General features: G+C 28.6%; 12 protein-coding genes. 3 read left to right on the forward strand and 9 right to left on the reverse strand.

Annotation, left to right across the window (positions count from 1 at the left end; translation table 11 throughout):
* Window positions 1-77: 77 nt before the first annotated feature.
* Complete coding sequence (locus BN6774_RS05320; protein ID WP_066890905.1) at window positions 78-575, forward strand: hypothetical protein; 498 nt, start codon at window positions 78-80, stop codon at window positions 573-575.
* Window positions 576-681: 106 nt separating this feature from the next.
* Here BN6774_RS05320 and argF read toward each other — a convergent pair whose 3' ends face one another.
* The 7 genes from argF to BN6774_RS05355 form a co-directional block, all read right to left on the reverse strand.
* The gene (gene argF / locus BN6774_RS05325) at window positions 682-1602 is read right to left on the reverse strand and encodes an ornithine carbamoyltransferase (RefSeq protein WP_066890908.1); all 921 of its coding nucleotides are present in this window, start codon (window positions 1600-1602) and stop codon (window positions 682-684) included.
* 142 nt (window positions 1603-1744) lie between these two features.
* Window positions 1745-2902, reverse strand: coding sequence for an aspartate aminotransferase family protein (locus BN6774_RS05330; protein ID WP_066890911.1), 1158 nt, complete (start codon window positions 2900-2902; stop codon window positions 1745-1747).
* A 329-nt stretch (window positions 2903-3231) separates the two neighbouring features.
* Window positions 3232-4086 (reverse strand): acetylglutamate kinase, encoded by an 855-nt coding sequence (gene argB / locus BN6774_RS05335; RefSeq protein ID WP_066896445.1) that lies wholly within the window; start codon window positions 4084-4086, stop codon window positions 3232-3234.
* 13 nt (window positions 4087-4099) lie between these two features.
* Entirely contained in the window at window positions 4100-5320 is a 1221-nt protein-coding gene (gene argJ, locus BN6774_RS05340; protein WP_084766892.1) for a bifunctional glutamate N-acetyltransferase/amino-acid acetyltransferase ArgJ, read from the reverse strand.
* Window positions 5321-5351: 31 nt separating this feature from the next.
* Window positions 5352-6398 (reverse strand): N-acetyl-gamma-glutamyl-phosphate reductase, encoded by a 1047-nt coding sequence (gene argC / locus BN6774_RS05345; RefSeq protein ID WP_066890918.1) that lies wholly within the window; start codon window positions 6396-6398, stop codon window positions 5352-5354.
* Window positions 6386-7786, reverse strand: coding sequence for an argininosuccinate lyase (gene argH, locus BN6774_RS05350; RefSeq protein WP_066890921.1), 1401 nt, complete (start codon window positions 7784-7786; stop codon window positions 6386-6388). The genes argC and argH overlap by 13 nt, the downstream gene beginning before the upstream one ends.
* A gap of 2 nt (window positions 7787-7788) precedes the next feature.
* Window positions 7789-9012 (reverse strand): argininosuccinate synthase, encoded by a 1224-nt coding sequence (locus BN6774_RS05355; RefSeq protein ID WP_066890924.1) that lies wholly within the window; start codon window positions 9010-9012, stop codon window positions 7789-7791.
* A 402-nt stretch (window positions 9013-9414) separates the two neighbouring features.
* Here BN6774_RS05355 and BN6774_RS05360 point away from each other — a divergent pair, with 402 nt between their 5' ends.
* Window positions 9415-9990 carry a hypothetical protein gene (locus BN6774_RS05360; protein ID WP_066890927.1) on the forward strand — a complete coding sequence of 192 codons (576 nt, stop codon included), beginning with the start codon at window positions 9415-9417 and terminating at the stop codon, window positions 9988-9990.
* 135 nt (window positions 9991-10125) lie between these two features.
* Here the strand turns inward: BN6774_RS05360 and BN6774_RS05365 are convergent, their stop codons facing one another.
* Window positions 10126-10506, reverse strand: coding sequence for a DUF4363 family protein (locus tag BN6774_RS05365; RefSeq protein ID WP_066890932.1), 381 nt, complete (start codon window positions 10504-10506; stop codon window positions 10126-10128).
* Window positions 10506-11204: a YetF domain-containing protein gene (locus BN6774_RS05370; RefSeq protein WP_066890935.1), complete on the reverse strand. Its 699-nt coding sequence runs from the start codon at window positions 11202-11204 to the stop codon at window positions 10506-10508. Before BN6774_RS05370 ends, BN6774_RS05365 begins: the two co-directional genes overlap by 1 nt.
* A 165-nt stretch (window positions 11205-11369) precedes the next feature.
* Between BN6774_RS05370 and BN6774_RS05375 the strand changes: the two genes are divergently transcribed.
* A complete protein-coding gene (locus BN6774_RS05375) occupies window positions 11370-13025 on the forward strand; it encodes a nucleoside kinase (RefSeq protein ID WP_066890938.1) in 1656 nt (551 codons plus the stop codon).
* Window positions 13026-13059: the final 34 nt, after the last annotated feature.

The following is a 13059-nucleotide window of genomic DNA, read 5'->3' on the forward strand; positions in this document are numbered from 1 at the left end:
TCTAGAAAGCCACTAATATAAATAGGAATTTAAAGAATAGTTTCATACATTTAATGGATATTGAAAGGATTGATAAAATGAAAAAGAGTAAAAAAGTTTTAATCACTATCTTATTTATTAGTATAGGAATATTAGCATTCTATCTTATTCCCATGAGAATAACCCCTAAGGTTCCTTTAACAAGCGAAGATATTAGTGTAAAAGTAGAAAGGTCTGGAGGAAATACAGGACCAGTTTTTAAGGTAGGTAAAGATAAAAGTAAACTTAAGGAGATATTAAAGGACAAATACCCTGATAAAGATATAGAACCATATTATATTGAATTAACAGGAAACCTACCATATGGAGTAGTAAATGACCCAGTTTTTTTAGGTGATTATGTAGTTCATGGCACGATTATTTCACCAGATGGTGGGGAGGAAAAAAGTACAATAATTGATGTAAAATACACAGATGCAAAGATTTCAAGATTACTTAGGGATGATTCACAAATGAGTGCAATTTATGAAATGCTAATTGTATTTATTGCATTCATATCTGCGTTTATAGTAGTTATTTTGTTAATGATTAATTGATAAAAATATAAATTAAAATTTTAATATTAATATATTACGAATTAAAGTCCAGCAAATTATCTGCTGGACTTTATATATCACATATTATATATATCAATAAAACCTATTACTTTAATAATTTTACTAAAATAGATTTTTGTACATGAAGTCTGTTTTCAGCTTCTTCAAAGATTACATCAGAATGTTTTTCTAAAATTTCTTCAGTGATTTCTTCTTCTCTATGAGCAGGAAGGCAATGTAGGACAATAGCATCATCTTTTGCAAGTTTCATAAGTTCAGTATTTACTTGATATCCTTTAAAAGCCTTCATTCTTTCTAAAGCTTCATTTTCTTGACCCATACTAGCCCATACATCAGTAATAATTACATCAGCATCTATTGCAGCTTCTTTAGGATCATTAACTATATTAAAATTAAGATTATTATTTTTAGATATTTCAATGCCTTTATTAATATAATCTTCTTTAATCATATAATTATCAGGAATAGCTAGAGAAATGTCCATTCCAGAAGTTAGACAACCTATTAATAAGGATTGAGCCATATTATTTCCATCGCCTATATAAGCAACTTTTAAGCCTTCTAAAATATTTTTATTTTCTCTTATAGTCATTAAATCAGCTAAGACCTGGCAAGGATGTTCATCATCAGTAAGCCCATTTATTATAGGAATATTAGAACATTCAGCAAGGTCAGAAACTTCCTTTTGAGAAAATGTTCTTATCATAATTCCATTTAAATATCTAGATAAAACTCTTGCAGTATCTTGTATAGGTTCCCCACGACCTATTTGTAAATCACTAGAACTTAAAAAGAGTGGATACCCTCCAAGTTGATACATTCCAGCTTCGAAAGATACTCTTGTTCTAGTGGAAGATTTTTCAAATATCATTCCAAGGGTTTTTCCTTCAAGATGATGATGTTTTATTCCATGTTTAAGCTCATATTTTAACTGATCAGCTAAATTTAAAATATCCAAGATTTCTTCTTTAGATAGATTTTCCATTTTTAATAAATCTTTATTCATAAATACCCCCAAAATTATAATTAATAATGAAAAATTAAGAATGAAGAATTATGGAAGTAATTTGTCCCAAATTACTAAAATTTAATTTATAAAACTCCTAAAGGAGTTTTTTTCGAAATTCTACATTTTACATTCTTAACTTTTAATTTAAACATTGTTTTAATATCTCTGCGCCTTTTTTTATTTCTTCTTTGCTTATTACTAGTGGTGGAAGTAGTCTAAGGACGTTTTTTCCTGCCGTTAATATTAATAACCCTTTTTCTAAGGCTTCTTTTTGAATTTCTAATGAGTTTCCTTCTATTTCAATTCCTATCATAAGGCCTTTGCCTCGTATTTCTTTTATGAGAGGTGAGTTAATATTTTTTAATAATGATATTAAGTATTCACCTTTTTCTTCTATTTCGGTTAGTGTTTCTTTAGCACATATCTTATCTAAAACTACTAAAGCACCTGCACATGAAACTGGATTACCACCAAAGGTTGTTCCGTGGTCACCTGGATTAAAGGTTTCTGATAGTTTTTCATTGCAAAGGAAACCTCCAATAGGTAGTCCAGCACCAAGTCCTTTAGCAACTGTAACTATATCAGGTTTAATGTTAAAGTGTTCATATCCAAAGAGTTTTCCTGTTCTTCCTATTCCGCATTGGACTTCATCAAAGATTAGTATAATATCTTTTTCTCTACAAGTTTCATAAACAGTATTAACAAAATCATAATTTAGTGTATTAACACCACCTTCTCCTTGAATGGCTTCCATCATGATGGCACAAACATCAGAAGTTAATTTGTTTTTTAAACCCTCTATATTATTAGCTTCAAAATAATCAAATCCTTCAGGAAAAGGGAAGTAGTAATTATGAAACTTATCTTGACCTGTAGCGGTCAATGTTGCTAAAGTTCTTCCATGAAAAGATTGTTTTAAAGTTAAAATCTTATTTCTATTTTCACCATATTTAACAAAACTATATTTTCTAGCAAGTTTTATAGCCCCTTCATTTGCTTCAGCTCCTGAATTACAAAGAAATACTTTATCCATATTAGCCAAAGCAGTTAACTTTTTTGCTAGAGCAAGAGTAGTTTGATTTAAAAATATATTTGAAGTATGCTGTAAAGTACATGCAGCATTAGTTATAGCTTCAGTCCATTTAGAATCAGCATATCCAAGACTATTTACACCAATTCCACTTGTAAAATCTATATATTCAACACCTTTATCATCATAAAGACAAGAGCCTTCCCCTTTAACTAAATTAACAGGAAGATAAGCATAAGTTGACATCAAAGGTAAATTATTTCCCATTTTAAAAACCCCCTTTTTAAATTAAGAATGTAGAATTAAGAATGTAGAATTATGGATGTAATTTGTTCCAAATTACTGAAAATATATGAATTTATAAACTCCTTTAGGAGTTTTTTTATTATTTAGGAAATTATATCTATGAAAAAGCTGTGGATAATTTTATGAGAGTGGTAAAATTCGTAGTGCAAGAATTATAGTTTTTATAATTTCCTTCCTTTAGTTTGCAAAGAGATAAATATTGTATGACGGCGACTTGGAGCGCATGCGACGGAGCAAGGAATATAATATTTGTCTCTTTTTTTATTCATTTTACATTGTGCGATAGCACACTAAAAGATCATTGTTCCGATTCCTTCGTTTGATAGTAGTTCTAGTAATATTGAGTGGGGAAGTGTTCCATCGATTATATGTGTCTTTTTAACTCCCATTCTAATAGCTTCAACGCAGCAATCTATTTTAGGAATCATTCCTCCATTTATAACTTTATCAGCTTGAAGTTTTTTTATTTCATGTGGATGTAGTATTGATAATAAGGTTGATGGATCATTTGAATCTGTCATAACTCCTGGTACGTTAGTTAAAAGTAATAATTTTTCAGCTTTTAATGCAGAGGCAAGTTTTGATGCACAAATATCTGCATTAATATTATAGGTTTCAGAGCAATCTTCACTTATAGCAATTGAACCTATTACAGGAATATATCCAGAATTTAAAGCATTAGTTATAATTTCAGTATTTATAGAAGTTATTTCACCAACGTATCCTAAATCAACATTGCTTTCTAGTTTCTTAGCTTTTATAAATGCTCCATCAATTCCGCATAGACCAATAGCTTTTCCACCTACTCTTTCTATTAAAGAAACAATGCTTTTATTTACCTTTCCTCCAAGAACCATTTGGACAATTTCCATAGTTTCTTTATCAGTATATCTAAGACCATTTATAAACTTACTTTCTTGTCCTATTTTATTTAGGAAACTAGATATATCAGGTCCACCACCATGAACTATTACAGGCTTAATACCAACACATTGTAATAGTACGATATCAGTTGCAACGCTTTCTCTAAGTTCTTCACTAGTCATTGCGTTACCACCATATTTTATTACTACTATTTTTCCGGAAAGGGCTTGAATGTAGGGAAGTGCTTGAGTTAATATTTTAGCATGTTCTAAATGATTCATTTTTACATCTCCTTTAACTTCTATAATCGCCATTTATTTTTACATAATCATAACTAAGGTCACATCCCCAAGCTATAGATGAACATTCACCAGAATTCATATTAATTAGAATTTTTATTTCATCTTGTAATAATATTTCTTTTGCCTTTACTTCATCAAAGGGAAGAGGCATACCATCTTTACATATTTCAATTTCTCCAATAGAACTTTCAAAAGAAACATCTATTTTATTTGGATTAATATTTACACCAGCATAGCCTAAGGCACATAATATTCTTCCCCAATTAGCATCACTACCAAAGATTGCAGTTTTTACTAAGGGAGAGTTTATAACACTTTTAGATAAAATTTCAGCATCTTTTTCACATTTGCAGTTACTAACAATACATTCTATAAGCTTAGTAGCACCTTCGCCATCTTTAGCAATCATCTTAGCTAAAGCAATATTCATTTCATTTAGAACTTCAAGAAAAGCGTAATAGTTTTTATTCTTTTCACTTATTTTATTATTTTTAGCAAGACCGTTAGCTAAAATTAGTACCATATCATTTGTACTAGTATCACCATCAACGCTAACCCTGTTATAACTTAATTTTGTGCTTTCTTTTAAAGCTTCATTTAGCATTTCCCCGGAAATATTTAAGTCGGTAGTTATAAAAGAAAGCATTGTGCCCATATTAGGTTCTATCATTCCAGAACCCTTTGCCATGGCACCAATTTTAATTTTTTTATTATCTATATAAAATTCAAAAGCAAGTTGCTTTTTATAGGTATCTGTAGTCATTATTGCTTTTGCAGCATCATCAAAACCATCTTTAGATAATCTTTCAGACAATAGAGGAATTCCATCCTTTATTGCATCTATATTTAAAGGAACACCAATAACACCGGTAGAAGCTACTAAAACATCAGTAGTTTTAAGTTTGAGAGCTTTCCCCATAAGCTCTGTCATCCTTTTTGCTTTAAATAGACCATCATCACCAGTACATGTATTAGCATTTCCACTATTTACAATTATTGCTTGAGCTTTTTTGTTAATTAAATGCTCCTTTGTTATATAAATAGGAGCTCCTTTAACTTTATTTTTAGTATAAACACCAGCAGAAGAAGCCGGTACAGTTGAATATATAAGTGCTAAGTCTAGCTTCAAATTATTTTTTTTTAGTCCACAATGAATTCCAGATGCAAGAAATCCTTGAGGTGCAGTTACACCTTCATTAGATAATAATTTCAAGATAAGTCCCCCTTTTTTAATTTTTAATTTCTTAGTGTCCTGCGGACACTAAGAACAGCCCTTCTTTTTCTTCAAATCCCCATATTATATTCATATTTTGAATTGCTTGTCCTGCAGCTCCTTTAATCATGTTGTCTATAGCGCTTACTATAATAATTCCATCTTTTCTATGGTTTAAATGTAGAGAAATATTACAGTTGTTTGTGTATTTAACATCTTTAATTGAAGCTGTATCCCCTAAGGGTAGTATATTTATAAAGAATTCATCTTTATAAAAGTCTTTATATAAATCATAAATTTCTTGTAGGTTTATTTCTTCATTGGAATTTTTCTTTGGATTACAGTAGATTGTTGATATTATTCCTCTATTTATTGGTAGTAGGTGAGGAGTAAAGGTAATTTGAACTTTTTCTTCTGCAATTTCTGATAGACATTGTTCTATTTCAGGTGTATGTCTATGAGCTCCTATACCGTAAGGAGAGAAGTTTTCGTTAAGTTCAGGGTAGTGGGACTTTAAAGTAAGACCTCTACCAGCTCCTGTTGCTCCTGATTTTGAGTCGCAAATTATATTATTAGTATCAATTAAGGATTTTTTTAGTAAGGGCATTAAGGCGAGTTCTATTGATGTAGGGTAGCAGCCCGGATTTGCTATTATTTTATATTCCTTAATTTTTTCTCTATTAAATTCAGGTAAGGCATAGATGCTTTCTTTATGGAGTTCTTTAAATTTATAATCTTTGCCATACCATTTTTTATATTCTTCTTCTTTTTCTAATCTAAAATCTGCCCCAAGATCGATTAAAATTTTATTTTCTTTATAAACTAATTTTGCTATTTCCTCACTTAAGCCATGGGGAAGAGCAGCAAAAATAACATCACATTTTTTTATTACTTCTTCTTGAGTTTCACATATTAAATTAGTTACTCCATAGAAGTTTTTATATATATTTGAAATTTCTTCACCTTCATATGAAACAGAGCTAATGGCTTCTATTTTAACTTTTGGATGATTTAATAAAAGTCTTAAAAGTTCAGCACCTACATAGCCTGTTGCCCCAATTATTCCTACTTTAAGCATTTAATAGCCTCCTTAGTTTTAGTTATTGATTCTAATAGTAATTCAATTTGTGTTTTAACTGAAGATGAGCTAGGGCCACCCAAAACCTTTCTTTCTTCTACACAATTTACTAAATCTATTGCTTCATATATATCTTCTTCAAATATAGGAGAGAAGTTTTTAAATTCTTCTAAACTTAAATCATCTATTACTATATTTTCTTTTATACAATGAAGAACTATAGCACCAACTATTTCATGAGCTACTCTAAAAGCTAAGCCTTTTTTTACTAAGTAATCCGCTACATCAGTAGCATTAGTAAAGCCTAAGGAAGCTCCTTTTCTCATATTATCTTTATTTACTTTTAAAGTATCTAACATACCAGCGAAGGTTTTAAGAGAAAGACTTGCTGTATCTAATGCATCAAATAAAGCCTCTTTATCTTCTTGCATATCCTTGTTATAAGCTAGTGGTAACCCCTTCATAACTGTAAGAAGAGTAATTAAATCCCCATAAACTCTTCCAGTTTTCCCTCTAACAAGTTCAGCTACATCAGGATTTTTCTTTTGAGGCATTATACTACTGCCTGTACTATATTCATCAGATAATTCTATAAAACTAAATTCATTAGTTGCCCAAAGAATAATTTCTTCAGAAAATCTTGATAAATGCATCATTATCATAGATAAAACAGAAAGTGTTTCAATAGCATAGTCTCTATCTGATACTGAATCTAAACTATTTACTGTAATTTGTGCAAAGCCTAAATCTTTTGCAATCATATGTCTATCTAAATTATAGGTAGATGTAGCTAAAGCACCACTACCTAAAGGCATTTCATCTAATCTTTTATAGCAATCTAAAATCCTACTAAGATCTCTTTTAAACATTTCTGAGTAAGCTAAAAGGTGATGAGAAAAAGTTATAGGCTGAGCCTTTTGCATATGAGTGTATCCAGGCATTATAGTATCTATATTTTCACAAGCCTTTTTATATAAAATTTCTTGAAGATTAATTACATCATTAGATAAGCTTATTAACGCACTTTTTAAATAAAGCTTAGTATCTAAAGTTACTTGGTCATTTCTACTTCTTCCTGTATGAAGTTTTTTTCCTTCATCACCAATATAGTAGGTTAGAGTAGATTCAATAAAGCTATGAATATCTTCAGAAGATTCATCGATTTTAATTACTCCGTTTTCAATTCTTTTTAATATTGTTTCTAAACCTGCAACGATTTTAGTGCTATCTTCTTTTGGAATTATATTTTGTTCTCCAAGCATTTTTACATGAGCTAAACTACCTAAAATATCTTCTTTATACATTCTTGAGTCAACTCTTATAGATGAATTAAAATCATTAACTAAAGAGTTTACTCCTTTTTCAAAACGTCCACCCCAAAGTTTCATAATTACTTACCAGCTTTCTTTAATGCTTCATTCATTTTTGATTTTACTGTGATAGGTAGTCCAAATAAATTAATAAATCCTGCAGAGTCTTTTTGATTATAAACAGCATCTTCTCCAAAGGTAGCATATTCTTCACTATACAATGAGTAAGGAGAAGTCATTCCAGCATTAACAATATTTCCTTTATATAATTTTAATTTAATTTCCCCAGTAACTGTTTCTTGAGTTTTATTAACAAACTCTGTTAATGCTTCTCTAAGAGGTGTGAACCATTGTCCATTGTAAACAAGTTCTGCAAATTTTAAGGCGATAATTTCTTTATAATGAGAAGTATCTTTATCTAAACAAAGTTCTTCTAAATCTTTATGAGCCTTGTATAAAATGCTTCCACCAGGAGTTTCATATACACCTCTTGATTTCATTCCAACTAATCTGTTTTCAACCATATCCATTATTCCTATGGCATTTTCTCCACCAATTTTATTAAGTTTTTCTATTAAAGTAGTTCCATCTAAATATTCATCATTTAAAGCAACTGGAATACCTTTTTCAAATTTTAAAGTAATATAAGTTGGTACATTAGGTGCTTTTTCTAAAGTATTAGATAGTTCTAATATTTTTTCATAATTAGGTTCATTAGCTGGATCTTCTAAATCTAAGCCTTCATGACTTAAATGCCAAAGGTTTTTATCCTTGCTATAATTAGTTTCATAACTTATTGATATAGGAATTTCTCTATCTAAAGCATATTTAATTTCTTCTTCACGAGATTTAATATCCCAAATTCTCCATGGTGCTATAATATCCATATCAGGTGCAAAGGCTTTAACAGCAAGTTCAAATCTAACTTGATCATTTCCTTTTCCAGTACAACCATGACATATAGCATCAGCACCTTCAGATAGTGCAATTTCTACTAATCTTTTTGCAATTATAGGTCTTGCAAAAGAAGTTCCAAGAAGATATTTACCTTCATAAATTGCATTAGCCTGAATAGTAGGGAAGATATAATCTTCTACAAATTCTTTATTTAAATCTTCTATATAGCACTTAGATGCCCCCGTTTTAAGTGCTTTTTCTTCTAATCCTACAAGCTCATCCTTTTGTCCAACATTTCCAACAACTGCGATTACCTCACAGCCATAGTTTTCCTTAAGCCAAGAGATAATAATAGAAGTATCAAGACCTCCAGAATAAGCTAGTACAACTTTATTATATTTTTTCATATTTAATTGCCCCCTTTTTTAGTAGTAAGAAATGTATTTAATTCAACTACGATTATAATTATACAGCTATAGGTATATTTATGCAACAATATTTTTATATTGATACATTATTTACGCATAAATAATGTATAATAACTTATATTATGAAAAATGTTGTTATAAATATGCAATTGGTTGGGTTTTTTTATAATGGGAATTTTATTTTAAAAATACGCTGTTTTTTAGTTAGAATTCAAATATAATAGGCAAATTGAACATAATAAGAAATAGTTAATAGGATTTAATCTTTAAAAATTAAACAGTATCAATTTACAAAATATGCTATAATTAACTTGCGTCGGATATAATATAGAAATTTTTATAAATGATGTAGTGTAAAATGTAAATTGGTAGAGGTGAAAAATGAAAAAAGTTTTGGTTTTAATTGCAATTTTGAGTGTTTTAATTATTAGTGGATGCACTCAAAGTAAAGATTTCACAATTAAATTTAAAGAGTTTACAGATGAACAAAGTGAAATATTATCACTAACTGGAAATAGAGCATTTAAATACGATTTAAAAAACTTACCTAATGACAAAAGTTATGAATTAAAATTAGTATATGAAGTTTATAAAGATAAAGAAAAAGTAAAAGAAGAAAATATATTAGGTATGGCATATGGGCCAACAGAGGATAAGATAGAAGATACTAATATATCAATAAATATACAAGAAAATAAAATAAAACTAATGTCTGGTGGAGCATATACTAATTTAGAAATAGAAGAAGATATATCTAAATTAACAAATTATTATTTTAATGGAACTAGAAAAATAAATATAGGAGATGAAGTATATTTATTTCATGGAAACAATGGTGGGCATTGTTCAACTATGGAAAGATTAGGATTATTATCAAAAGAAGAATTAGATAGATTAATTGAGGAAAATGAAGTGAATATTTTTATAAAATTAGTATGTGAAGAAATTAAAAAATAAGCAACTATTACGAATGTAAAAATATTTTAAAATCTTTTATATAATTAAGATAAGTTAATTATAGAAAGTGAAGATATGATATTGCTGTGACTTGGAGCTTCTGACGGAACAAGCAATATCATATCGAACTTTCCCTTATAGGAGATTTTTAAGATTTGGTGTTTGTAAATCTCTTAAATGCTCAGCAGTTGAACGAACTGAGTGTAAAGTAGCAAGAGATTCAGCTCTATCTTCTCCTCTTATATATAATGATAGTTTTAAAGCATCATTTTTTAATAAATCATAATCTACATGATTTAAGTAAATAGCTGGTACATCAGCTTCTTCTATTATCATATCAATTAAAGCTACGGCATCTTCGTAAGCCTTATCCTCTTCATAATTATTTAAATATTCTTCTATTAAATCACATTTTAAAATAATTTCATTACAAAGTTTTACGAATTTGTTATTTAAGAAAAAGAGACCTACAAGTAATGCGATAAAAAGAGCAACAGATATAATTGAATTTCTCATTATCTAGCCTCCTTATCTTTATGAAGTTGATATATAAACCTTCCATTGGTATCTGTCATAGCAATTAAAACATCTTTAATTGAATTAACTTTATGCTTTTTTAATTCATTTATTATCCACTCATCTCCCTTATTAGAAGAGGTTAAGGCATTTCTGTTGAAATTTCCATCTAATATATAAATTACAGGTAGTCGTGGTTTAGATGAATTTGAACTATTAGAGTCCTGAGAATTATTTGAAGAAGTGTTTGAATTTTTGTTAGATGTAAGAAAAGACATTTGCCCATTGTTTTCTAATATTCCATATTCTATTTCACTTAAATCAAAGTACCCAGCAAGTCGTATTTCTTCCATAAGCTCATCTAAATTAATTTGTTGTTTTTTTAAATTTTCAAATTTGATCTTTCCTTTTGCAATTAATATACATGGTTCACCCTCAAGAATTTTCCTAGCTTTTTGACTTTTAAGTTGTAATATAGAAAGTAGCGTTTTTATAAAAAGTAAGGTTATTATAGGTATTACACCTAAAATTAGGGGGAGCCTTGTATCTTGCATTGGTAGAGCTGCTAGGTCTGAAATCATAATAGTAATTACAAATTCATAAGGCTGAAGTTCTCCAATTTGTCTTTTCCCCATTAATCTTATAACTAAAATAACTAAAGCATAAAGAAACACTGTCCTTAATAATACTATAAACATATAACCACCTCGCATAAGTATTATATCTCCAAACTTATTTTTTATACTTTTGATTTGCAAAATTATACAAGTATTGTGTAGAAATTTTAATATTCTGTATATAATAATAGGTAAGAACTTTGAAAATACTGTAAACTTATGGTTTTACATGAATAGGAGGAAGACATGAGTAAGGTTAAAATAAATTATAAAAATGAAGAATATCTATTAGAAAGCGGAATCACATATAAAGAGTTTTTAGAGGATTATTTAAATGTTAACCCATATGATATAGCGTTATGCAAATTAAATAGAAGTTACTATGAGCTATTTAAAAACATCAAAGAAAGTGGAGAAATAGAGCTTATTAAATTTCAAAGTGAAATTGGATATAAAATATATAATAGGACTTTACAGTTTATATTTATTAAGGCAGTACTAGACTTATTTGATAATTCCATAATAACTATTGAACATAGCATTGGTAATGGAGTATTTGGAGAAATTCATAAAGAAGAAGCTTTAAAAGAAGTGGATATTTTTAAGATAAAAGAAAAAATGTTAGAGATAATAAATAAAGATATTCCAATTAAAAAAATTAAAATGAAAAGAACAGAGGCAATAAAAATATTTGAAAAGTATGGTATGGAAGATAAAGTATCATTATTAACTCAAGTTTCATTTGAAACTGTTAGTTTATATGAATTAGATGGTAGATATGATTACTTTTATGGACAAATGGCAGCATCTACAGGAGTAATAAAAGCTTTTGATTTAATTTACTATGACCCAGGATTTGTATTGATTTCTTCTAAGAAAGATAATTTAAATGTAGTATCAGAATTTAAGGAGAATAGAAAGTTATCTCAAATATTTATGGAAACTGAAAAATGGTTAAGTATATTAGACGTAGGAGAAGTTGGATCATTAAATAAGAAGGTGGAGAATAAGGAATTAAGAGATTTAATAATGGTTTGTGAAGCTCTTCATGAAAAAAAAATTGCACAAATAGCAGATATGATTAAGGAAAGAAAAGAAACTAAGGTAGTTTTAATAGCAGGACCTAGCTCTTCTGGAAAAACGACCTTTGCAAATAGATTATCTGTTCAATTAAGAGTAAATGGCTATGTGCCAATTCCTATTTCTTTAGATGATTATTTTGTTGATAGAGATAAAACCCCAAGAGACGAAAATGGGGAATATGATTTTGAAAGTATTTATTCTTTAGATTTAGAGTTATTTAATTCCCATTTAAGTAGTTTATTAAAAGGTGAGGAAGTAGAAATTCCAAACTTTAATTTTAAAAAGGGTGGAAGAGAATGGATTGGAAAAAAACTTAAATTACCTAATAATGGGATAATATTAATAGAAGGCATTCATGGATTAAATCCAATGCTAACTACATCAATTGTAGATAAACAAAAATTTAAAATATATATTTCTGCATTAACACAATTAAATTTAGACAATCATAATAGAATTGCTACCACTGATATTAGAAGAGTTAGAAGAATTGTTAGAGATTATCTATCAAGAGGATATGGAGCAGAAGAAACTTTAAAAATGTGGCCATCAATAAGACGAGGGGAAGAAAAAAATATTTTTATATATCAAGAAGAAGCAGATGTTATGTTTAATTCTACTCTTGTATATGAATTATGTGTATTGAAAAAATATGCTTTGGAGGAGTTAGATAAAATATCTCCAGATAGTCCAGTATATTTACTTGCTAGTAGATTAAAATCATTTTTAGGATTTTTTAGGGATATTGATAAAGATTATGTTCCATCTAATAGTATATTAAGAGAATTTATAGGTGGAAGTGTGTTTTATAAATATTAATATATAATGAGCAATAAAATAAAAAAATCCTATT

This window comes from Clostridium nigeriense, from assembly GCF_900086595.1.
GTDB classification, from domain to species: Bacteria; Bacillota; Clostridia; order Clostridiales; family Clostridiaceae; genus Clostridium; species Clostridium nigeriense.